The following is a 23,786-nucleotide window of genomic DNA, read 5'->3' as shown; positions in this document are numbered from 1 at the left end:
ATACTGAAAGCCAGCACTGCTGGCTTTTTTCATTTTGGGGATTTGTCATGGCTGAACCACGCGTTCTGTTTGAATATACGGGGCACTTACCGGAGTGTCCGACCTGGAGCGAAGCGGAAAGCGCCCTCTACTGGGCAGATATTCTGGAGGGCGAGATCCATCGCTACCACCTCGCCACAGGTGAACACAAGGTTTTATCCTTCCATGAAGAGGTGGGCTGCTTCGCGCTACGCGAGGGTGGGGGCTTTATTGTCGCCATGCGGACGGGCATCTGGCTGGCGGATAAACACGGCCTGCTGCAACGCAAGGTCTGTGATAATCCGTCCAACCCACAGCTGGCGCGTTTTAATGACGGGGGAACCGATCATTTTGGCCGCTTCTATGCGGGCACCTTCTGGGCGCCGGGGGACTACAACGGCGCCCTGCTAATGCGGATCGATAACGACCTGACGCCGGAGGTCATTCAGTGTGATATCCACGGTCATAACGGTCTGGCATTCAGCGACGACAGGCAATGGATGTATACCTCCGACACCCCTAACGCGGTGATCTATCGCACCCCGCTGGATGAGCAGGGCGAGCCGGGTAAACGGGAGGTCTTCCGTCGGTTCAAGCCGGGGGAGGGGATCCCGGATGGTGCGGCCGTGGATGTCGAAGGATGTTACTGGAGCGCGCTGTTCGACGGCTGGCGGATCGCACGTTTTTCACCCCAGGGTGAACAGCTGGAAGAGTACCGGTTGCCGGTGCGCTGTCCGACGATGGTCTGTTTCGGAGGTGATGATATGCAAACGCTGTTTATCACCACCACCCGGGAGAATATGGAGCCTGAGGAGATTGCGGCCTATCCCCTTTCGGGTGCCATTTTCACCCTGCCCGTCAGCGTGGCAGGGGTGAAAAAAGGGCCGTTTATAGCGCGTTAAGCAGGATCAACCGGGACCACGTTTTCGCTCGGATAGCAGCCCAGCACCTTCATTGAACGGGTGATCTCACCCAGTTCGCGCAGGGCTTTCTGCAGGGATGCAGATTCCAGGTTGGCCTGGATGTCGAGATAAAACATCTCTTCCCACGGGTTGCCATTAATCGGGCGTGATTCCAGTTTGGTCATAATCAGATTGTGATTGCGCAGTACCAGCAGGGCTTCTACCAGCGCACCGGCCTGCTGACCGGTCGCCATCAGCAGGGTAGTCTTAGCCGGAACCTGATCGGAAACATTGATCGCCTTACGCGCCAGCACGATGAAGCGGGTGATGTTTTGCGTCTGGTTAGCGAGGTTACGCTCCAGCACCTGCAACCCATATAGCGCGCCGCCCGCTTCGCTGCCCAGCGCGGCCACTGTAGGGGAGTTGGCCTGCGCAACTTTTTCCATCGCCGCCGAAGTGCTCTCGGTATATTCAATTTTCCAGCCCGGATAACGGTTCAGGAACTGACTGCACTGCTGGAAAGGTTGCGGGTGGCTGTAAACCGTCTCGATTTTGTCGAGGTCGGTGGTGCCGGATACCAGCACGCAATGGTCGATAGGGATAGTCATCTCGCCAACCAGCGACAGGGTGGTGTGCTGGAGCAAATCGTATACGTCGTTGATCGCGCCGGAACTGGTATTCTCGATCGGCACGACAGCGTAATCTGCTTGTCCGGTCTCGACCTGGTTGAAGATATCCGCAAACTTCGCGCAGCCGCTCTCAATAAACTCTTCGAAGTGACGGGCCGCATACTGACGCGCGGCGAGGTGGGAATAGGACCCTTTCGGCCCCAGGAAGGCAATACGCGCCGAATGCGGGTTGGTCTTGTTGAGATGCTGTTGCAGCAACGCCTGCTGCGTCAGGACGGAGTCTTCAATAATCAGCTGGAACAGGCGGGTAATGTAGTGTGCATCCAGATGGTGGGTCTTGCCGAGATTGATCAGGCGTTCCAGCAGGTCGCGCTCACGATCGATGTCGCGTACCGGACGATGCGACGCCAGCTTTGCTTTTCCTACCTCGACGGCCAGCGCACGGCGTTCGGCCAGCAGCGAAAGCAATTTTTCATCCAGAGCGCTGATCTTGTCTCGCAGATCCAGTAACGGGTTTTCCGGTGTCATAGCGTTGCCTTAATCATATTATCGTTATCAATAAAAAAGGCCCCCCGGTGTGGGAGGCCTTGTTGTTCGTCTTCGCATTCTTTATCACACGACGAAACGCCTCCCAATCAGGGGAAGGTAAAAAAGAATGCGAAGAAAAACGCTTTAATGGTCATGGATGATTCCTTCAAAAGACAGTCTTAAAGTACCCGTACTGTTTTCACCCTGTCAATAAAAAACAAAAAACGCGCCCGAAGGCGCGTTGGCGATAGACTCAATGTAAAGGATTATTCATCTTCAACTTCTTCTGCGAAGCTGGCGTCTTTCACCGATGTTGCGGCGCGACGGGCTTCACCTTTGTGTTGCACTTTATTGAGCTGCCGTTCCAGCTTGTTAATCAAATCGTTGATTGCGGTGTACATATCCTCATGTTTCGCGCTGGCGACCAGATGGCCGTTTGGAGTATTGATAGTTGCGTCAGCGATGAAACCCTGTGGCTCCTTAGAGAGAATGATATGCGGGTTAATCAAGTGTGTTTGCCATTTATCCAGTTTGGCGAGACGGTCTGCGACGTGCTGGCGGATAGCCGGAGTAATTTCCATTTGTTTACTGGTAATGTTCATTGTCATAAATTTTACCTCTTGTCTTTCCCGTCTTGGTGATTCCAGCATACCGTTCTTAATGTCAATTTGTGTGATCTAAATCACATTTTAATGTCACTTTTTGTCAACGGATTCTTTTTGTGAGGCAGGACAGGAAGAAGCAACTTTTGCCTTGTCGTAATAAGAAATTGCGGCCATAGTTGATAGGATTGGTGCAAGCTAAACCGGTTCAGCTTAATCCGAAAACGGATAAAAAAACGGCAGCCCTGAGGCTGCCGTTTTTTTATCTACCAGAAGAATCAGGAGCTGCTGCTGTTGGCGGCGATGATCTTCGCCACTTTGTCAGCCTGAGATGTCATCTGCAGCTCGCGATAGGCATTTTCCATCAGCTTCATGCCATCGCGTGTTGCCTGAGTATCCGGGTAATCACGCAGCATGCCTTCAACACGGTTCACGACGGCAACATATGCCCCGCGGCGGGTATAGTATTCCGCAACAGAGTATTCATATTTCGCCAGACGATCTTTCAGGAACACCAGACGTTTGCTGGCATCCGTCACGTACTGGCTGTTCGGATAGCCACGTACCAGTTTGGAGAAGTCATTGAACGCATCGCGGGCGTGCTGAGGGTCACGGTCTGAACGATCAACCCCAAAGAAGCCTTGCAGCGCACTGTCATCCAGCGCCATGTTAGTCAGGCCGCGCATATACATGACGTAATCAATATTTGGATGGGTCGGATTCAGACGCATAAAGCGATCAATCGTCGCCTGAGCCAGTGGCAGATCGGCATTTTTATAGTAAGCGTAGATCAGATCCAACTGTACCTGCTGGGAATACGGGCCAAATGGATAACGATTATCCAGCGCTTCCAGTTGCGTTATCGCCTGTTTCCAGTTACCGTCCTGCAGCTTTTGCTGAGCAGTCGCATAGATTTCATTCGGCGGATTGTCAGGGACCTGTTCACCCGAACCGGAGCAGCCTACCAAAGCCAGGCTCAACGTGGCCGCTGCCACCAGATATTTCATGCGCGTCATGACGTTTTGACTTTCCTCAAATGTTTGTCCGGGAGAATCTCTTTCCTGCTCCCGATTAAGACCAGCTACAATAGCACACTATATTAAACGGCAAAGCCGTAAAACCCAACGTTAAACGAAGAAGCAGTCTATGGCACAACGAGTAGAACTCACCGCAACAGTCTCCGAAAAACAACTCGGACAACGCTTAGATCAGGCTTTGGCCGAAATGTTCCCTGATTATTCGCGTTCACGCATAAAAGAATGGATTCTTGACCAGCGCGTGCTGGTAAACGGCAAGATCTGGGACAAGCCAAAAGAGAAAGTGTTGGGTGGGGAAGTGGTCGCCATCAATGCTGATATCGAAGAAGAAGTCCGTTTTGAGCCTCAGGATATCCCGCTGAACATCGTCTACGAAGATGACGACATTTTAGTGATCAACAAGCCGCGTGACTTTGTTGTCCACCCTGGCGCAGGGAACCCTGATGGCACAGTGCTGAATGCACTGCTGCACTATTATCCGCCGATCGCTGACGTACCCCGTGCGGGGATCGTTCACCGTCTGGATAAAGACACCACCGGTCTGATGGTCGTGGCCAAAACTATTCCAGCGCAAACGCGTCTGGTTGAGTCACTGCAGCTGCGTGAAATCACTCGTGAATACGAAGCGGTGGCAATTGGTCATATGACCTCCGGCGGTACTGTAGAGCAGCCTATCAGTCGCCATCCGACCAAGCGTACCCATATGTCGGTTCATCCGATGGGTAAACCTGCGGTCACGCACTATCGCATCATGGAGCATTTCCGTATCCATACGCGTCTGCGTCTGCGTCTGGAAACCGGTCGTACTCACCAGATCCGCGTGCATATGTCGCACATTACCCATCCGCTGGTGGGCGATCAGCTGTACGGTGGCCGTCCGCGTCCGCCAAAAGGCGCGTCAGAAGAGTTTATCGCCATGCTGCGTAAATTTGACCGCCAGGCTCTGCATGCGACGATGCTGCGTCTCTATCATCCGATCACCGGTATCGAGATGGAGTGGCATGCGCCAATTCCACAGGATATGGTGGATCTTATCGACGCCATGCGCGCCGATTTTGAAGAGCATAAGGACGCAGTGGACTGGTTATGACCAAACTGATTGTCCCTGAGTGGCCGGCGCCAGCAGGCGTGGCGGCCTGCAGTTCCACCCGCATCGGGGGTGTCAGCGAGGGAGCCTGGGAGTCCTTAAACCTGGGCGCACACTGTGGCGACGATCTCAACCATGTAGAAGAGAATCGTAAGCGGTTGTTTGCTGCTGGCCAGTTACCCTCGAAACCGGTCTGGCTTGAGCAGGTTCATGGTACGGCTGTTCTCAGTCTTACCGGGGAACCCTATGCTTCGAAACGCGCCGATGCCTCTTACAGCACTACTCCGGGCACCGTCTGCGCCGTCATGACCGCCGACTGCCTGCCGGTGCTTTTCTGCAACCGTGCGGGTACCGAAGTGGCCGCGGCCCATGCCGGCTGGCGTGGACTCTGCGCCGGCGTGCTGGAAGAAACCGTAGCCTGCTTTGCGGATAGCGCGGATAACATCCTCGCCTGGCTCGGCCCGGCGATTGGTCCGCAGGCTTTTGAAGTGGGCCCGGAAGTTCGTGAGGCCTTTATGGCGCACGATCCGCAGGCAGAGAGCGCTTTTCGCCCGCTAGGGGAGAAGTACATGGCGGATATTTATCAGCTGGCCCGTCAACGCCTGACCCATCTTGGCATCAACCAGATCTATGGCGGCGATCGCTGCACTTTCAGCGAAAAGGGTGATTTCTTCTCTTATCGTCGCGACAAGACGACAGGTCGTATGGCAAGTTTCATTTGGCTGATATAACCTATAGAATCAAGACGATCCGGTACGCGCCGTTTTCTTTTCGCATAATTCAGGTCATTCACCTTGAATAATTGAGGGATGACCTCATTTAATCTCCAGTAGCAATTTTGACCTGTTATGGGAGGAGTTATGCGTCTGGATCGTCTTACTAATAAATTCCAGCTTGCTCTCGCTGATGCCCAGTCACTCGCACTGGGGCACGACAACCAATTTATCGAACCTCTTCATCTCATGAGCGCCTTACTGAATCAGGAAGGGGGATCGGTTCGTCCTTTACTCACGTCTGCCGGCATTAATGCGGGCCAGTTACGTACAGCCATCGATCAGGCATTAAGCCGTCTACCCCAGGTAGAAGGCACGGGCGGAGATGTACAACCGTCCCAGGATCTGGTTCGCGTACTGAATCTTTGCGACAAACTGGCGCAGAAACGCGGCGACAACTTTATTTCGTCAGAGCTCTTTGTTCTGGCGGCGCTTGAATCACGTGGCACATTGACCGACTTGCTGAAAACGGCCGGCGCATCCACCGCTAACGTGACACAGGCGATAGCACAGATGCGTGGAGGTGAAAGCGTGAACGATCAGGGTGCCGAGGACCAGCGTCAGGCATTGAAGAAATATACGGTCGATCTGACTGAGCGCGCTGAGCAGGGCAAGCTTGACCCGGTCATTGGTCGTGACGAAGAGATCCGCCGTACTATTCAGGTTCTGCAGCGCCGGACCAAAAATAACCCGGTACTGATCGGTGAGCCGGGTGTTGGTAAAACCGCCATCGTCGAAGGGTTAGCGCAGCGTATCGTGAATGGTGAAGTTCCTGAAGGCTTAAAAGGCCGTCGTGTACTGGCGCTGGATATGGGCGCGCTGGTGGCCGGGGCCAAATACCGCGGTGAGTTTGAAGAGCGCTTAAAAGGCGTGCTCAACGATCTGGCGAAACAGGAGGGCAACGTCATCCTGTTTATCGATGAGCTGCACACCATGGTGGGTGCCGGTAAAGCGGACGGCGCCATGGATGCCGGGAACATGCTGAAACCGGCGCTGGCTCGTGGTGAGCTGCACTGCGTCGGTGCCACAACACTGGATGAGTATCGTCAGTACATTGAAAAAGATGCCGCCCTGGAACGCCGCTTCCAGAAAGTGTTTGTGGCTGAACCGACAGTGGAAGATACCATCGCCATTCTGCGTGGCCTGAAAGAACGTTATGAGCTGCACCACCACGTGCAGATCACTGACCCGGCGATTGTGGCGGCAGCGACTTTGTCGCACCGCTATATCGCTGACCGGCAGTTGCCGGACAAAGCGATCGACCTTATCGATGAGGCCGCCTCCAGCATCCGGATGCAGATAGACTCAAAACCGGAAGAGCTGGACAGGCTTGATCGGCGAATCATTCAGCTCAAGCTTGAGCAGCAGGCGCTGAAGAAAGAGTCGGATGAGGCGAGTAAGAAGCGCCTGGATATGCTTAATGAAGAGCTGAGCGACAAAGAGCGTCAATATTCCGGCTTAGAGGAAGAGTGGAAAGCGGAAAAAGCGTCCCTTTCCGGTACTCAGACTATTAAAGCTGAGCTGGAGCAGGCGAAGATAGCCATCGAACAGGCGCGCCGCGTGGGCGATTTGGCCCAGATGTCTGAGCTGCAGTACGGTAAAATTCCGGAGCTGGAAAAACAGCTGGCAGCGGCAACCCAGCAGGAAGGCAAGACCATGCGTCTGTTACGTAATAAAGTGACGGAAGTAGAAATTGCCGACGTGCTGGCGCGCTGGACCGGGATCCCGGTTGCCAGAATGATGGAGAGCGAACGCGACAAGCTGCTGCGAATGGAAGAGGATCTCCATCATCGCGTTATTGGCCAGGATGAAGCGGTTGAAGCAGTATCGAATGCCATTCGTCGTAGCCGGGCAGGTTTGTCCGATCCTAATCGTCCAATTGGCTCCTTCCTGTTCCTCGGGCCAACCGGTGTCGGTAAGACGGAACTGTGTAAGGCGCTGGCGAACTTTATGTTCGATAGCGATGACGCGATGGTGCGTATCGACATGTCCGAGTTTATGGAAAAACATTCCGTGTCGCGTCTCGTGGGTGCGCCTCCGGGCTATGTCGGTTATGAAGAGGGCGGATATCTGACAGAAGCGGTTCGCCGTCGTCCATATTCCGTCATCCTGCTGGATGAAGTGGAAAAGGCACATCCGGATGTGTTTAACATCCTGCTGCAGGTGCTGGATGATGGGCGTTTGACGGACGGGCAGGGGAGAACGGTCGACTTCCGTAACACGGTTGTCATTATGACCTCGAACCTGGGTTCCGATCTGATTCAGGAACGTTTCGGCGAACTCGATTACGGTCACATGAAGGATCTGGTGCTGGGAGTGGTTAGCCACAGCTTCCGTCCTGAGTTTATTAACCGTATCGACGAGGTGGTGGTCTTCCATCCGCTGGGTGAAAAACACATTGCGTCGATTGCCCGTATTCAGCTGCAGCGTCTGTACAAACGTCTGGAAGAGCGTGGATATGAAATGCAGATTGCGGATGACGCGCTGCAGCTGCTGAGTGCGAATGGGTACGATCCGGTATACGGGGCTCGTCCTTTAAAACGCGCTATTCAGCAACAGATCGAAAACCCGCTGGCTCAGCAAATCCTCTCCGGGAAGCTGATCCCGGGCAAAACGATACAACTGGTGAAAAAAGACGATCAGATTGTGGCAGTGCAGTAAGTCACAAAACGGCAAAAACGGGCCCTCAGGGGCTCGTTTTTGTTTAAAAACCAGGCAAGAATAGGTGTCTTGATGCCAAATCGCCTGGAAAGTGAGCGGTTAGCAAATAATTTTCACTTTATACTTGCCACCCCAGAAGAACTGCCTATAATGCGCCTCCATCGACACGGAACAACGGCAAACAAGCCGCCGGGTCAGCAGAGAAAAGCGTGAAATTACCGCTTGACTCTGAAAGAGGGAAGCGTAATATACGCCACCTCGCAACAGTGAGCGAAAGCCGCGTTGCACTGCTCTTTAACAATTTATCAGACAATCTGTGTGGGCACTCAAAGTGACATGGATTCTTAACGTCGCAAGACGATAAATGAATACCAAAGTCTCTGAGTGAACATACGTAATTCATTACGAAGTTTAATTCACGAGCATCAAACTTAAATTGAAGAGTTTGATCATGGCTCAGATTGAACGCTGGCGGCAGGCCTAACACATGCAAGTCGAACGGTAGCACAGAAGAGCTTGCTCTTCGGGTGACGAGTGGCGGACGGGTGAGTAATGTCTGGGAAACTGCCTGATGGAGGGGGATAACTACTGGAAACGGTAGCTAATACCGCATAACGTCGCAAGACCAAAGAGGGGGACCTTCGGGCCTCTTGCCATCAGATGTGCCCAGATGGGATTAGCTAGTAGGTGGGGTAATGGCTCACCTAGGCGACGATCCCTAGCTGGTCTGAGAGGATGACCAGCCACACTGGAACTGAGACACGGTCCAGACTCCTACGGGAGGCAGCAGTGGGGAATATTGCACAATGGGCGCAAGCCTGATGCAGCCATGCCGCGTGTATGAAGAAGGCCTTCGGGTTGTAAAGTACTTTCAGCGAGGAGGAAGGCGGTGAGGTTAATAACCTCATCGATTGACGTTACTCGCAGAAGAAGCACCGGCTAACTCCGTGCCAGCAGCCGCGGTAATACGGAGGGTGCAAGCGTTAATCGGAATTACTGGGCGTAAAGCGCACGCAGGCGGTCTGTCAAGTCGGATGTGAAATCCCCGGGCTCAACCTGGGAACTGCATTCGAAACTGGCAGGCTAGAGTCTTGTAGAGGGGGGTAGAATTCCAGGTGTAGCGGTGAAATGCGTAGAGATCTGGAGGAATACCGGTGGCGAAGGCGGCCCCCTGGACAAAGACTGACGCTCAGGTGCGAAAGCGTGGGGAGCAAACAGGATTAGATACCCTGGTAGTCCACGCCGTAAACGATGTCGACTTGGAGGTTGTTCCCTTGAGGAGTGGCTTCCGGAGCTAACGCGTTAAGTCGACCGCCTGGGGAGTACGGCCGCAAGGTTAAAACTCAAATGAATTGACGGGGGCCCGCACAAGCGGTGGAGCATGTGGTTTAATTCGATGCAACGCGAAGAACCTTACCTACTCTTGACATCCAGAGAACTTAGCAGAGATGCTTTGGTGCCTTCGGGAACTCTGAGACAGGTGCTGCATGGCTGTCGTCAGCTCGTGTTGTGAAATGTTGGGTTAAGTCCCGCAACGAGCGCAACCCTTATCCTTTGTTGCCAGCGGTTAGGCCGGGAACTCAAAGGAGACTGCCAGTGATAAACTGGAGGAAGGTGGGGATGACGTCAAGTCATCATGGCCCTTACGAGTAGGGCTACACACGTGCTACAATGGCGCATACAAAGAGAAGCGACCTCGCGAGAGCAAGCGGACCTCATAAAGTGCGTCGTAGTCCGGATTGGAGTCTGCAACTCGACTCCATGAAGTCGGAATCGCTAGTAATCGTAGATCAGAATGCTACGGTGAATACGTTCCCGGGCCTTGTACACACCGCCCGTCACACCATGGGAGTGGGTTGCAAAAGAAGTAGGTAGCTTAACCTTCGGGAGGGCGCTTACCACTTTGTGATTCATGACTGGGGTGAAGTCGTAACAAGGTAACCGTAGGGGAACCTGCGGTTGGATCACCTCCTTACCTTAAAGAACCTGCCTTTGTAGTGCTCACACAGATTGTCTGATGAAAAGTAACGAGCAAGACGGCTGCGAAGTCGCGACACATCGTGTCCCCTTCGTCTAGCGGTTAGGACTCCGCCCTTTCACGGCGGCAACAGGGGTTCGAATCCCCTAGGGGACGCCACTTGCTGGGTGTGAGTGAAAGGCACAACCAATCAGTATCTCAAAACTGACTGTTAAGTCATGTTTGAGATATTTGCTCTTTAAAAATCTGGATCAAGCTGAAAATTGAAACGACACACTGTGTCTGCTCTCCGTAATAAGAGCAGATGAAGGTGTGTTCGAGTCTCTCAAATTTTCGCAAAACGATGATGAATCGAAAGAGACATCTTCGGGTTGTGAGGTTAAGCGACTAAGCGTACACGGTGGATGCCTAGGCAGTCAGAGGCGATGAAGGACGTGCTAATCTGCGATAAGCGTCGGTAAGGTGATATGAACCGTTATAGCCGACGATTTCCGAATGGGGAAACCCAGTGCAATCCGTTGCACTATCGTTAAGTGAATACATAGCTTAACGAAGCGAACCAGGGGAACTGAAACATCTAAGTACCCTGAGGAAAAGAAATCAACCGAGATTCCCCCAGTAGCGGCGAGCGAACGGGGAGCAGCCCAGAGTCTGAATCAGCATGTGTGTCAGTGGAAGCGTCTGGAAAGTCGCAGGGTACAGGGTGATACTCCCGTACACGAAGATGCATGTGCTGTGAACTCGAAGAGTAGGGCGGGACACGTGGTATCCTGTCTGAATATGGGGGGACCATCCTCCAAGGCTAAATACTCCTGACTGACCGATAGTGAACCAGTACCGTGAGGGAAAGGCGAAAAGAACCCCGGCGAGGGGAGTGAAAAAGAACCTGAAACCGTGTACGTACAAGCAGTGGGAGCCTACTTGTTAGGTGACTGCGTACCTTTTGTATAATGGGTCAGCGACTTATATTCTGTAGCAAGGTTAACCGTATAGGGGAGCCGAAGGGAAACCGAGTCTTAACTGGGCGTTAAGTTGCAGGGTATAGACCCGAAACCCGGTGATCTAGCCATGGGCAGGTTGAAGGTTGGGTAACACTAACTGGAGGACCGAACCGACTAATGTTGAAAAATTAGCGGATGACTTGTGGCTGGGGGTGAAAGGCCAATCAAACCGGGAGATAGCTGGTTCTCCCCGAAAGCTATTTAGGTAGCGCCTCGTGAACTCATCTCCGGGGGTAGAGCACTGTTTCGGCTAGGGGGCCATCCCGGCTTACCAACCCGATGCAAACTGCGAATACCGGAGAATGTTATCACGGGAGACACACGGCGGGTGCTAACGTCCGTCGTGAAGAGGGAAACAACCCAGACCGCCAGCTAAGGTCCCAAAGTCATGGTTAAGTGGGAAACGATGTGGGAAGGCACAGACAGCCAGGATGTTGGCTTAGAAGCAGCCATCATTTAAAGAAAGCGTAATAGCTCACTGGTCGAGTCGGCCTGCGCGGAAGATGTAACGGGGCTAAACCATGCACCGAAGCTGCGGCAGCGACGCTTATGCGTTGTTGGGTAGGGGAGCGTTCTGTAAGCCGTTGAAGGTGGACTGTGAGGTCTGCTGGAGGTATCAGAAGTGCGAATGCTGACATAAGTAACGATAAAGCGGGTGAAAAACCCGCTCGCCGGAAGACCAAGGGTTCCTGTCCAACGTTAATCGGGGCAGGGTGAGTCGACCCCTAAGGCGAGGCCGAAAGGCGTAGTCGATGGGAAACAGGTTAATATTCCTGTACTCGGTGTTACTGCGAAGGGGGGACGGAGAAGGCTATGTTGGCCGGGCGACGGTTGTCCCGGTTTAAGCATGTAGGCGGAGGTTCCAGGTAAATCCGGAACCTTATTCAACGCTGAGGTGTGATGACGAGGCACTACGGTGCTGAAGCAACAAATGCCCTGCTTCCAGGAAAAGCCTCTAAGCATCAGGTAACATCAAATCGTACCCCAAACCGACACAGGTGGTCAGGTAGAGAATACCAAGGCGCTTGAGAGAACTCGGGTGAAGGAACTAGGCAAAATGGTGCCGTAACTTCGGGAGAAGGCACGCTGATGGTAGGTGAAGCGACTTGCTCGTGGAGCTGAAATCAGTCGAAGATACCAGCTGGCTGCAACTGTTTATTAAAAACACAGCACTGTGCAAACACGAAAGTGGACGTATACGGTGTGACGCCTGCCCGGTGCCGGAAGGTTAATTGATGGGGTTAGCGGCAACGCGAAGCTCTTGATCGAAGCCCCGGTAAACGGCGGCCGTAACTATAACGGTCCTAAGGTAGCGAAATTCCTTGTCGGGTAAGTTCCGACCTGCACGAATGGCGTAATGATGGCCAGGCTGTCTCCACCCGAGACTCAGTGAAATTGAAATCGCTGTGAAGATGCAGTGTACCCGCGGCAAGACGGAAAGACCCCGTGAACCTTTACTATAGCTTGACACTGAACACTGGTCCTTGATGTGTAGGATAGGTGGGAGGCTTTGAAGCGTGGACGCCAGTCTGCGTGGAGCCAACCTTGAAATACCACCCTTTAATGGCTGGTGTTCTAACGTGGACCCGTGATCCGGGTTGCGGACAGTGTCTGGTGGGTAGTTTGACTGGGGCGGTCTCCTCCTAAAGAGTAACGGAGGAGCACGAAGGTTAGCTAATCCTGGTCGGACATCAGGAGGTTAGTGCAATGGCATAAGCTAGCTTGACTGCGAGAGTGACGGCTCGAGCAGGTGCGAAAGCAGGTCATAGTGATCCGGTGGTTCTGTATGGAAGGGCCATCGCTCAACGGATAAAAGGTACTCCGGGGATAACAGGCTGATACCGCCCAAGAGTTCATATCGACGGCGGTGTTTGGCACCTCGATGTCGGCTCATCACATCCTGGGGCTGAAGTAGGTCCCAAGGGTACGGCTGTTCGCCGTTTAAAGTGGTACGCGAGCTGGGTTTAGAACGTCGTGAGACAGTTCGGTCCCTATCTGCCGTGGGCGCTGGAGAATTGAGGGGGGCTGCTCCTAGTACGAGAGGACCGGAGTGGACGCATCACTGGTGTTCGGGTTGTCATGCCAATGGCACTGCCCGGTAGCTAAATGCGGAAAAGATAAGTGCTGAAAGCATCTAAGCACGAAACTTGCCCCGAGATGAGTTCTCCCTGACCCTTTAAGGGTCCTGAAGGAACGTTGAAGACGACGACGTTGATAGGTCGGGTGTGTAAGCGCAGCGATGCGTTGAGCTAACCGATACTAATGAACCGTGAGGCTTAACCTTACAACGCCGAAGCTGTTTCGGCGGATTTGAAGACGATTTTCAGCTGATTACAGATTACTCATCACGCCTGAGGGCGGGGTGAACAACAGAATTTGCCTGGCGGCTGTAGCGCGGTGGTCCCACCTGACCCCATGCCGAACTCAGAAGTGAAACGCCGTAGCGCCGATGGTAGTGTGGGGCCTCCCCATGCGAGAGTAGGGAACTGCCAGGCATCAATTAAAGAAACCCCGTACCGGTAGGTACGGGGTTTTTTGCATTTCCCGAACCGGGCAAACTTCACAATCTCTGGCTAAAATAACAAGATACGTATCATCAGCGAGGTTATTTTGCCGAACCCACCCTTTAACTATGAACAGGATTTCGCCAACACCAACTTTCGTGATCACCCTGAGCTTTACCAGGTGGGGCGGGGAGAGCAAGGTGTTCTGCTGGTTGAACCTTACAAAAGTGAAATCCTGCCTTACTGGCGATACAAGAATGCTGTGGTTGCGACAAAATCTGCGCAGGAGATTTACGCGTTATTTGAGCAATACCGCCAGCAAGACGATTTCGTTGGCATGGATATGGCCAGAAAATTTATTCAGATGGGTTATACCCGCGCCAGACGCTACGCCAACCATAAAGGCGGGAAAAAGTACGACGATGAACGCAATGTTCGTCCGTTAGATCATGATCCCATTAAAGCCGAAGCGGCAAAAGTTTTCAAAGGATGGTGGGATAAAATTCGTGCTGACGAAGATTATTTGCAAAGAAAACAAGCGCATCAGAAAAAATGGGGATGAAGATGGCTCCCATACCAGCCCCCGTTTTATGATGTGTCTCACAAAATTAAATGAAACATAATAGAAACAATTTTTTTACCTAACGTTAAATTTTAAATCTGGTTTTACTGGAATGGGTGCAATGGCCCGCAATGTAAGACAGGGGATTTAAAATGACAGTAACCGTAGCAAGTACAGATACGGATAGTAAAAAAGCAGCAGACGGCGACACTCGCCGCAGGATCTGGGCAATCGTCGGCGCATCTTCAGGCAATCTGGTTGAATGGTTCGACTTTTACGTTTACTCGTTTTGCTCACTCTACTTTGCCCATATCTTCTTCCCATCTGGCAATACCACGACCCAGCTGCTGCAAACGGCAGGCGTTTTCGCTGCTGGCTTTTTAATGCGTCCGATTGGCGGCTGGCTGTTTGGTCGTATCGCCGATCGTAAAGGGCGTAAAACGTCCATGCTGATCTCCGTCTGCATGATGTGTTTCGGCTCTTTGGTTATCGCCTGTTTGCCCGGCTATGACGCTATTGGCACATGGGCACCGGCCTTACTGTTACTGGCGCGATTGTTCCAGGGTCTTTCCGTCGGGGGAGAATATGGCACAAGCGCAACTTATATGAGTGAAGTCGCAGTGGAAGGGCGTAAAGGTTTTTATGCCTCCTTTCAGTATGTAACGCTGATTGGCGGTCAGCTGTTGGCGCTCCTGGCCGTGGTGATCCTGCAGCAGGTGTTAAGTGATGAAGATCTCCGGGCATGGGGATGGCGTATTCCTTTTGCGCTCGGCGCAGTACTTGCCGTTGTGGCGTTATGGTTACGCCGTCAGCTGGAAGAAACATCACGAAAAGAGGTGAGAGCGTTAAAAGAGGCGGGTTCATTCAAAGGTTTATGGCGTAACCGTAAGGCATTTTTGATGGTGCTTGGCTTTACCGCAGGCGGCTCGCTCACCTTCTATACCTTCACGACCTATATGCAGAAGTATCTAGTTAATACCACGGGCATGCACGCTAACGTGGCGAGTATGGTCATGACGGGGGCGCTATTTGTCTTTATGCTCATTCAGCCTGTTATCGGCGCGCTATCGGATAAAATCGGCCGCCGGAATTCAATGCTGATCTTTGGCGGCTTGTCGGCATTATGCACAGTACCTATTCTCACGGCGCTTCAGCATGTTTCTTCCCCTTATGCCGCGTTCGCCCTGGTAATGGTCGCGCTGATCATAGCCAGTTTTTACACCTCGATCAGCGGTATCCTTAAAGCAGAGATGTTCCCCGCTCAGGTGCGTGCCCTGGGAGTTGGGTTGTCTTATGCGGTGGCGAATGCGCTGTTTGGCGGTTCGGCGGAATATGTCGCGCTGTCACTGAAGTCGGTAGGCAGTGAAACGACCTTCTTCTGGTACGTCACGCTGATGGGCGCGCTGGCGTTTGTCGTCTCTTTAATGCTGCACCGAAAAGGGAAGGGGATCCGTCTTTAGTGCTCCGCCAGTTGCCACAGGCTATAGCCAGCAGTGGCCCCGGCGATATCCCACGCAAAATCTTTCCAGCTCCAGCCGCTCCCCGCCGGGCGGCTGTCCCACAGCTCTTTCGATGCTCCCAGACTTACTGAAAACATCAGGCCGTACGCAGCGCTACGATCGTGGCTAACACCCTGGCGTTGGGCATATTCATTACCCGCGGCTGATAGCATCGCCGATGCTAAAAAGTGTTGCGCCTTATCCTGACCAGACCAGCTATCCTGAGCCATATGGCTGCAGCCGCACAATACCAGGCAGCTCATTAACAGGAAATAACGCACAACGACCTCCATAAAAAAGCCCCGTCAATGACAGGGCTGAATATTACAAGATGCGGCTGATTAAGCGATCGATTCGGATCCTGCGCAGGCGGCGGATCAGTTTTCTGACCTTAACCGGGTAATCAGCGATGCTTTGCAGCTCGCGATAATGATTCACCACAGTGGTGTGGGTGCGGATCAGCTCCAGCTCACGCTCGCGTTGAGGGGCCAGTTCATGACGCGGGTCGTGGATCAGAATGGCATTCTCAAGATCCAGTCGCCATGCGCGCGGGTTGAGGTTATTCCCCGTCAGCAGCATCCACTCATCATCAACCCACATCCCTTTCAGGTGATAGCTGTTGTCTTCATCTTTCCAGAGACGTACCACCAGCTGATCGGTATTCACATAATACTGCAGGCGGCTCAGGAAGCGGCGCAGGTTGATCTCATACAGATAAGGCAGGGCACCGATGATCTTAAACGGCTGATCTTCCGGAATGAAGAAATCGTTCGCGGTTTTATCGCCCACGATAATCTCTACCTTTTTGCCGTCGCGTAAGAGCTGAATGATATTACGCACCAGCACAGCCGGCAGGTTGAAGTATGGCGTACAGATGGTCAGCTTATGCTCGGTACACGGCATAAGATGGAAAATGGTCTTATTGAGCAGGCTGGATTTTCCCAGGCCTACCAGCGGAGTCACCGCAAGCTGTTCGTTGTCTGCATCACCCTGGAAATGAAACATGGCATCGCGCAGTTCCTGACGGAAAAGGCGAATGTCATTTTTGATCTCCGGACTTTTTGGACGATGGGGATCGTCAAGGCGATTCACGCCGCGACCGTGCACCAGGTTCTGATCCACCCACCCGAACATGACGTCCGCCATACGGGCATTACGCACCAGGTGATAGCGATCGTAACGGTATTTATCCAACTGATGCAGATAGACGTCATTCAGGCTCGCGCCGCTGTACAGCACGCTGTCATCAATGATAAAGCCTTTGAAATGGAGTACACCGAGCGCTTCACGGGTGTTGACCGGGACACCATAAACCGCCACGTCTACGCCAGGGTTTTCCTGCGCCATGCGGCAATACCAGTCGGCATTGGTGTTAGATGCAGCCGCACCGATACGGCCGCGCTGGGCGCGATGCCAGTCAACCAGAATGCGGACATCCAGTTCAGGGCGCTGACGTTTGGCCTCGTATACCGCGCGTAAAATGGCGCTGCCGCCTTCATCCTGTTCAAGATAAAGCGCGATAATGCAAATACGATGCGTTGCGCTGGCAATTTTTTCCAGTAGCGTCTCCCGAAAATCGGCGGGAGCATAAAAGAACTCTACATCATCAACTGACTGAGAAAGCTTCGGTAGTTGAGCAAGGTGTTGTTGATGTTTATTACGCTTAAATTTGGACAACATCACAGTGCGTTTCTTCTCTGTTCATTGAAGGATTATGTGGACTATGCAGACAACAGAAGCGGGCAATCATACCATCAGTGCCGTTTAAAGTGGTCAACATTTCCAGTACCTTACTCTTGTTTACCTGCCGACATCAGCGCCAGCGTCAACCCGACAATGCCGTCTTCCAGCTGAATATCAACGGTAAAGCCTAATTTTCGCGCCAGGGCGATCATGCCACGGTTGTTGGGCATAGTAATGCCATTGAGGCGGATAAGTCCGTGATCTCGCGTATAACCGATCAGCTTTTCCAGTAACCGTCTTCCTAACCCCAACCCTTTTAGATCGGAGCGAACCAGCACCGCAAATTCTGCATCGACGTTATCGGGATCGGAGATAGCGCGCGTCACGCCAAGGATCTCATCGCCCTCATCAGTGCGGCGGACGGCAACAAACGCCATTTCCCGATCGTAGTCGATCTGCGTCATATTGGCTAAATCTTCGTGGGTAAATTCGTTGATTTCACTAAAGTAGCGATAGTACAGATCTTCTTTTGTTACCTGGGCGATAAAGCGCTGCAGCTGCGGTTCATCTTCCGGCAGAATGGGACGAAATAGCGACTGCTCGCCATTTTTCATCTCCACCCACTCCTCAAGCTGATGGGGGTAAGGGCGGATCGCCAGTCGGCTTTCGCGATCGCCGGTAAAGGCTGCCACATCCATCGTCACATCCAGCGCCGTCAGCTCGCTGCCGGAGGCCAGTAAAGGATGAATATCCAGGCGCTGGATTTCCGGACTGTCGACAATCAGGTTCGATACCTGCACCAGGAACTGGCTCAGGGCGGCAATATCCAGCGGTCGTAAGGCGCTGCGCCCGCGGATCTTCTTGCTCTTGATTGCCTGAATGACCAGATAACGGGCGAGGTTCATGTTCAGTGGAGGCAGGGCAACCACCGCTTGATCTTCAGGGCGCCACTCCACGCCTCCTTCACCCAGCATGATCAGCGGACCGAAGACCGGATCCTGTTCTACCACCACCCGTAGCTCCTGCGCGCCCGCACGGTTGGCCATGCTTTGCACCAGCAGGCCATGGATCCGTGCCTGAGGCCAGGTCATTTTAACGCGATCGATAATCGCATCAGCCGCCTGCTGAACTTCCGCCGCGGTGCGCAGGTACAGCATCACGCCCTGTACTTCTGACTTATGCGGGATATCGGGGGAGCGCAGTTTCAGCGCCACCGGATAACCAATCTGCTCGGCGATATGCACCGCTTCCGCGCTGTCGCTGGCGATCCAGGTCGGTAGGGTATGCATGCCAAAGGCGTTGAGGATCGGCTGCACCTCATGGGTATCCAGCGAACGCGCGCCGTCGTCAATGGCGCGTTGCAGCAGGGCCCGGGCATGTCCGGTATTGGCCGTCAGATTCCCCGGCAGCGCAGGTGTTTCCCGCAGCTGTTTCTGGTTACGCCGGTACTCCACCATATGCATAAAGGCAGTGATGGTGCCTTCCGGGGTGCGGTATGTTGGCAATCCCGCCTCGCTGAACAGGCGCCGCGCCTCCTGCGAAGAAAACTCACCGCACCAGTTGGTTAGCAGCGACACGTATTTCCCCCGCGGATGCTTCTTCACGGCCTCAATCAGTGAACGGGCGCTTTCGCTACCCGGCGCTGCAGCACTCGGAGAGTGAATGACCATCAGGGCATCAAAATCCTGGCTTTCCAGCAAGATGTTGAAGGCGCTGATATAGCGATCGCTGCTGGCATCATCGCGCAAATCAAGGGGATTACCGGGCTCTACGCCGGGCGGGAGCGTCTCACGCAGGCGCTGGAGTGTCTCTTCGCTGAGCGCGGCCAGCTTCCCGTTGCGCAGCCAGAGCTCGTCCAGCGCCAGCGCGGCGGGGGCGGCACCGTTGCTGATGATCATCAGCCGCTCTCCCCGGAGCGGACGCATATGGCTCAGCGTTTCGACAGCGGAAAAGAGTTCGTGGGTATCCTGAACGCGCAACAGGCCGGCACGCTGGATGGCCGCATCCCAGGCCGGATCCATCCCCGAATGCGAATGCAGCAGACGCTGGGCGGCCGGGCTGCGTCCGCTTTTGATCACCAGAATCGGTTTATTGCGCGAGGCGCTGCGGGCCGCCGACACAAAGCGTCGCGCATCGCTAAGATGCTCAAGGTAAAGCAGGATGGCGCTGGTTTTAGTATCGCGCGCCAGGAAATCCAGCAGCTCGTCGACATCAATGTCCAGCCCATCGCCCAGGGCGATGAAGTAGGAGAATCCCATCTCGCGCTGCTGGGCCCAGTCGAGGATGGTATTGGAGACCGCCGCCGACTGGGAGATAAAGGCCAGCTTGCCTTTACGTATCGGAACGGGAGAGAAACTGGCGTTCAGCCCCTGCCAGGGGGCCAGCAGGCCAAGGCTGTTTGGCCCCAGGAGTCGCATCTGGTATCGCGCCGCGCAGGCCATCAGCTCTTTTTGCTGTTCAGGCGGCGAGGAGAGAATGATGCAGGTTTTACAGCCCTTTTTCCCCAGCGCCTCGAGGAGCGTGATATTGCGTCGGGCGTGGGTACAGAGCACCGCGAGATCGGGGATAAAGGGCAGGCTGTCCACATCGGGCCAGGCCAGGACGCCCAGCACGGCTTTATACGCGGGCGTCACCGGCAGGATCGGGCCGTTAAAACCGCCTGCGAGCAGGTTTCGCATCATCAGGTAACCGGCGCGTTCGGGTTTCATCGACGCGCCGATCACGGCGATGGATTTGGGGCGGAGTAAGGCTTCTAACCCGCGCTGGCTCATACAAGTCTCCTGAAAGGGCGAGTGACCTGATGATTTTAAACGCTTTCCGGCTCCGCTGCTGTGATGCTTCCCGTACGAATGGGTTTTCCGGCCAGATAGCGTTCACGGAAAAGAGAGAAGTGATCGCCCAGCGCGTTCGCCGCCTGCACATCTCCCGCCAGATCCAGCAGGGCAATTGCCACTTCGGCGGTGCAGTACTGGCCGTCCGCATGGGCTTCCCGGAGTCGGTAATTTGAAACGCGCGACAGATCGACGGAGATAACCGGCAAAGCATCCAGGTAAGGGCTCTTGCGAAACATCTTGCGCGCCTCGGTCCATGTGCCATCCAGCATGATAAACAGCGGCGGCTTTCCGGAAGGCGGAGCCGTCAGCACCTGACGCGTATCACCGGCATAGGAGGCCGGGAACACTACCATCGGTTGATAATCGGGGCTGGTGACGAGATCGAGCAGCGCCTGTGGCGGCTCAGTGCGTGACCACTGGAAGGCGGTAGTATCCGGTAAAATATCCGCGATCAGCCGTCCGGTATTGCTGGGCTTCATCGGTTCAGTATCAAACATCACCAGACAAAAACGGCTTTCGGCATGGCTGGGGGTCAGGGTCGCGCACAGGCATTGCTTAAGCGGCAGCAGGCAACGCTGACAGCGACGAATGCGGTTACCACGGGCAAGAAAGGGGCGAGTCGCACGCGCCAGGCGTTCAGCGCGCAATTGTAGTACGGCGTTATCAGTCATGGGGGAGTGCGCAGAAAAAACGCCATTCTCGCAGAGGCGAGGGCGGGGCACAAGTTACGTGCCCCGGAATATCAGAGGGATTCGTTCAGCCAGCTATCAAACGGCGCTTTCGGGACTGCACCGTTCAGCATATCGACAACTTCACCATTCTTGAAAATCATGATGGTCGGGATGCTGCGAATGCGGAAGCGGGCGCTTAACTCACGTTCAGCCTCGGTGTTCACTTTTACGAAACGCATTTTCCCGCTACGCTCCTCAGCGACATCTTCAAAGATTGGCGCGAAGTTACGGCACGGGCCGCACCATGGCGCCCAGAAATCGACCACTACCGGCAGATCGTCCTTCAGCAGTTTATCCAGAGTTGCACCGGTAGCATTAATGACATCACCATCGAACAATTCATGACCGCAGCGTCCGCATTTTGCTCCATCATCAACTCGATCATCCGGAATGCGGTTAAGAGCCTGGCAGTTGGCACATACGGTATTCATAACTAACCTCAGGTAGAGCGGGGGACAAATCGGCAACATGCCGGTTATGTTTCCAATATGTTACATATTATCAACGACCCTGTTTGAAACGACAATGCGTTTTATTCAATAAGAACAATAGTCACAGGCTTTTATACGAAGTAATGGCTATGCGCGGGTACATCGGGTAATCTGCGCGCTTCGCGCAGCGCTGGTGGAGAAAAGCATGAACGACGAACTGAAAAACAAAAGCGGCAAGGTCAAAGTGATGTATGTCCGCAGTGATGATGACTCTGATAAACGCACCGAAAATCCGCGTACCGGAAAAGGTGGCGGGCGTCCAGGGCCATCTCGTGCAGACGGTGGCCGTCGCCCCGCCCGCGATGAGAGAAACAGCCGCGGTGATGACCGCAAACGCGACGATCGCAAACGTGACGACCGTAAGCGTGATGATTTCAAACGCGACGACTTTAACCGCGATGCGTCACCATGGCGTACCGTTTCCCGCGCGCCAGGCGATGAGTCCAAAGCGCCTGTCGATCACGGCAGCATGGCCGGTAAAACGGTTATAGATCCGGAAGTGATTCGCCGTCAGCGCGCGGAAGAGACCCGCGTTTATGGCGAAAATGCCTGTCAGGCCCTGTTCCAGAGCCGTCCAGACTGCATCGTGCGCGCCTGGTTTATCCAGAGCGTCACGCCGCGTTTCAAAGAAGCGCTGCGCTGGATGGCGGCTAATCGCAAAGCCTACCACGTTGTAGACGATGCAGAGATCACCAAAGCGTCTGGCACCGAACACCACGGTGGCGTCTGCTTCCTGATTAAGAAACGTAACGGGACAACCGTTAAGCAGTGGGTCAGCCAGGCTGATGAAGATGACTGCGTACTGGCCCTGGAAGACGTAGGTAACCCGCACAACCTCGGCGCGATGATGCGCAGCTGCGCCCATTTCGGCGTGAAAGGGGTACTGTTGCAGGATGCGGCTCTGCTGGAATCCGGTGCGGCAATCCGTACGGCAGAAGGCGGTGCGGAGCACGTTCAGCCGATCACTGGCGACAGCGTACTGGAAGCGATTGAGCAGTTCCGTAAAGCAGGCTATGCCATTGTGACCACCTCCAGCCATAAAGGTACGACGCCGCTGTTTAAAGCGACGCTGCCGCGTAAAATGGTGTTGGTTCTGGGTCAGGAGCGTGATGGTCTTACCGATGCGGCACTGTCCAGCGCCGATCTGAGCGTCTCTATCGATGGCACCGGCAATGTAGAAAGCCTCAACGTATCCGTTGCGACCGGCGTTCTGTTGGCGGAGTGGTGGCGTCAGAACAAAGCGTAATCCCGCTTTGTTCGTAGGCCCGGCAAGCGTAGCGCCGCCGGGCAGTGTGCCGGGTGGCGGCTTCGCCTTACCCGGCCTATTTATCTTATCTACTCACTTTCAGCCGGTAACTCTGGCATCCAGTCAATTGGCGTTTCGCCCTGTTTCTCCAGCCATTCATTCGCCAGCACAAAATGATTGCAGCCAAAAAAGCCGCGATGCGCTGACAGCGGTGACGGGTGCGGTGCTTTCAGGACATGATGACGCTGGGTATCAATGATCGCCCCTTTCTTCTGCGCGTGCGATCCCCACAGTAAAAACACTACCCCCTCCCGATGCTGATTAATCAGGCTGATGACTTTATCCGTAAATGTCTCCCAGCCGAGACTGGCATGCGAATGCGCCTGTCCGGCGCGAACCGTCAGCACGGTGTTGAGCAACAGTACGCCCTGACGCGCCCAGCTTTCCAGATAGCCATGCGCAGGCCGGGTAAAGCCGGGGACCGAGGCTTCCAGTTCTTTATACATATTCAGCAGGGAAGGAGGGGTAGCCACGCCCGGACGCACGGAAAAGGCCAGACCGTGCGCCTGACCCGGCCCGTGATAAGGATCCTGGCCCAGGATCACCACTTTGACATCGGCCAGTTCGGTAAAACGAAAGGCGTTAAAGACGTCTTTCTGAGGCGGATAAATGGTGGTGCCGGACTCACGTTCAGCGGCTACCGTATTCAGGGTGTTGACGAAATAAGGCTGCTTTTTCTCATCGGCCAGTACATCGTGCCAGGTTAAAGGTGTTGTCATCTCGCTCTCCTGCGAATTTTCTCTGTCCCTAGCTTAACTGCTTATGACGAGGGCGCAAAATTGCCGGGGGAAAAAGGTCATCTTACTGAAAAATATTTAAAAAATTACGACGTTTTTGAATTCTGGCTTTGGGGAAAATTGATATAAAACAATAATCTCCCGCTATCACCCTTTTGCTGGTGTGGTTTTTATTGATTTAAGTCAAAGAATGCCGAGGGGTTGACTGATATATATACACTCA

General features: G+C 53.9%; 16 protein-coding genes, 1 tRNA gene, 3 rRNA genes and 1 other annotated feature. Of the genes, 11 read left to right on the top strand and 9 right to left on the bottom strand.

The annotated features are described in order from the left end of the window. Nucleotides 1–47 precede the first annotated feature (47 nt). Nucleotides 48–920 (top strand): SMP-30/gluconolactonase/LRE family protein, encoded by an 873-nt coding sequence (locus tag G7090_RS17550; protein ID WP_106995036.1) that lies wholly within the window; start codon nt 48–50, stop codon nt 918–920. Here the strand turns inward: G7090_RS17550 and pheA are convergent. The 3 genes from pheA to bamD all read right to left on the bottom strand — a co-directional run bounded on the left by pheA (nt 917) and on the right by bamD (nt 3,695). After that, the gene (gene pheA, locus G7090_RS17545; protein WP_106995037.1) at nt 917–2,077 is read right to left on the bottom strand and encodes a bifunctional chorismate mutase/prephenate dehydratase; all 1,161 of its coding nucleotides are present in this window, start codon (nt 2,075–2,077) and stop codon (nt 917–919) included. The genes G7090_RS17550 and pheA overlap by 4 nt on opposite strands. Nucleotides 2,078–2,107: 30 nt before the next feature. Beyond that, nucleotides 2,108–2,233: a sequence feature (Phe leader region), on the bottom strand. Between the two features lie 110 nt (nt 2,234–2,343). Continuing rightward, nucleotides 2,344–2,685: a ribosome-associated translation inhibitor RaiA gene (gene raiA, locus G7090_RS17540; RefSeq protein WP_106995038.1), complete on the bottom strand. Its 342-nt coding sequence runs from the start codon at nt 2,683–2,685 to the stop codon at nt 2,344–2,346. Between the two features lie 272 nt (nt 2,686–2,957). Continuing rightward, nucleotides 2,958–3,695: an outer membrane protein assembly factor BamD gene (gene bamD, locus G7090_RS17535; RefSeq protein WP_166183424.1), complete on the bottom strand. Its 738-nt coding sequence runs from the start codon at nt 3,693–3,695 to the stop codon at nt 2,958–2,960. A gap of 130 nt (nt 3,696–3,825) precedes the next feature. On the opposite strand from bamD, the gene rluD reads away from it, so the two are divergent. From rluD to G7090_RS17490, 9 genes are all read left to right on the top strand, one after another. Next, a complete protein-coding gene (rluD, locus tag G7090_RS17530) occupies nt 3,826–4,806 on the top strand; it encodes a 23S rRNA pseudouridine(1911/1915/1917) synthase RluD (protein WP_106995040.1) in 981 nt (326 codons plus the stop codon). Beyond that, a complete protein-coding gene (yfiH, locus tag G7090_RS17525) occupies nt 4,803–5,534 on the top strand; it encodes a purine nucleoside phosphorylase YfiH (RefSeq protein ID WP_166183422.1) in 732 nt (243 codons plus the stop codon). Before rluD ends, yfiH begins: the two co-directional genes overlap by 4 nt. A 129-nt stretch (nt 5,535–5,663) precedes the next feature. Further along, the gene (gene clpB / locus G7090_RS17520) at nt 5,664–8,237 is read left to right on the top strand and encodes an ATP-dependent chaperone ClpB (RefSeq protein WP_166183420.1); all 2,574 of its coding nucleotides are present in this window, start codon (nt 5,664–5,666) and stop codon (nt 8,235–8,237) included. A 433-nt stretch (nt 8,238–8,670) separates the two neighbouring features. After that, nucleotides 8,671–10,212 (top strand): 16S ribosomal RNA (locus G7090_RS17515). Nucleotides 10,213–10,299: 87 nt separating this feature from the next. After that, a tRNA-Glu gene (locus G7090_RS17510) sits at nt 10,300–10,374 on the top strand. Between the two features lie 218 nt (nt 10,375–10,592). After that, nucleotides 10,593–13,500 (top strand): 23S ribosomal RNA (locus G7090_RS17505). Nucleotides 13,501–13,595: 95 nt separating this feature from the next. Further along, nucleotides 13,596–13,711: ribosomal RNA gene (rrf, locus tag G7090_RS17500) — 5S ribosomal RNA — on the top strand. The 16S, 23S and 5S rRNA genes sit together here with 1 tRNA gene alongside, the layout of an rRNA operon. 115 nt (nt 13,712–13,826) lie before the next feature. Then, on the top strand, nt 13,827–14,282 hold the full coding sequence (locus tag G7090_RS17495) for a DUF4385 domain-containing protein (RefSeq protein WP_166183417.1): 456 nt from the start codon (nt 13,827–13,829) through the stop codon (nt 14,280–14,282). A 152-nt stretch (nt 14,283–14,434) separates the two neighbouring features. Beyond that, nucleotides 14,435–15,742 carry an MFS transporter gene (locus G7090_RS17490; protein WP_166183415.1) on the top strand — a complete coding sequence of 436 codons (1,308 nt, stop codon included), beginning with the start codon at nt 14,435–14,437 and terminating at the stop codon, nt 15,740–15,742. Here G7090_RS17490 and G7090_RS17485 read toward each other — a convergent pair. The 5 genes from G7090_RS17485 to trxC form a co-directional block, all read right to left on the bottom strand. Beyond that, nucleotides 15,739–16,074: a YfiM family lipoprotein gene (locus tag G7090_RS17485; protein WP_269469076.1), complete on the bottom strand. Its 336-nt coding sequence runs from the start codon at nt 16,072–16,074 to the stop codon at nt 15,739–15,741. The genes G7090_RS17490 and G7090_RS17485 overlap by 4 nt on opposite strands. Nucleotides 16,075–16,105: 31 nt before the next feature. After that, nucleotides 16,106–17,461, bottom strand: a complete 1,356-nt coding sequence (gene pssA / locus G7090_RS17480; protein WP_166183413.1) for a CDP-diacylglycerol--serine O-phosphatidyltransferase — start codon at nt 17,459–17,461, stop codon at nt 16,106–16,108. Nucleotides 17,462–17,571: 110 nt separating this feature from the next. Then, nucleotides 17,572–20,235: a protein lysine acetyltransferase gene (gene pat / locus G7090_RS17475; RefSeq protein WP_166183410.1), complete on the bottom strand. Its 2,664-nt coding sequence runs from the start codon at nt 20,233–20,235 to the stop codon at nt 17,572–17,574. A 35-nt stretch (nt 20,236–20,270) separates the two neighbouring features. Continuing rightward, on the bottom strand, nt 20,271–20,969 hold the full coding sequence (locus G7090_RS17470) for a tRNA-uridine aminocarboxypropyltransferase (protein ID WP_166183408.1): 699 nt from the start codon (nt 20,967–20,969) through the stop codon (nt 20,271–20,273). Nucleotides 20,970–21,040: 71 nt separating this feature from the next. Continuing rightward, entirely contained in the window at nt 21,041–21,460 is a 420-nt protein-coding gene (trxC, locus tag G7090_RS17465; protein ID WP_106994551.1) for a thioredoxin TrxC, read from the bottom strand. A gap of 205 nt (nt 21,461–21,665) precedes the next feature. Here trxC and G7090_RS17460 point away from each other — a divergent pair, with 205 nt between their 5' ends. Next, nucleotides 21,666–22,766, top strand: coding sequence for a tRNA/rRNA methyltransferase (locus G7090_RS17460; RefSeq protein WP_106994552.1), 1,101 nt, complete (start codon nt 21,666–21,668; stop codon nt 22,764–22,766). An 89-nt stretch (nt 22,767–22,855) separates the two neighbouring features. On the opposite strand, the gene ung is transcribed toward G7090_RS17460, so the two are convergent. After that, nucleotides 22,856–23,545 (bottom strand): uracil-DNA glycosylase, encoded by a 690-nt coding sequence (ung, locus tag G7090_RS17455; RefSeq protein ID WP_166183406.1) that lies wholly within the window; start codon nt 23,543–23,545, stop codon nt 22,856–22,858. Between the last annotated feature and the right edge of the window lie 241 nt (nt 23,546–23,786).

It is taken from the genome of Leclercia sp. 29361 (assembly GCF_011290365.1).
In the GTDB taxonomy this organism is placed as follows: Bacteria; Pseudomonadota; Gammaproteobacteria; order Enterobacterales; family Enterobacteriaceae; genus Enterobacter; species Enterobacter tamurae.
Note: the sequence above shows the minus strand (reverse complement) of the source record. Positions and strands in the feature narration are given on the sequence as shown.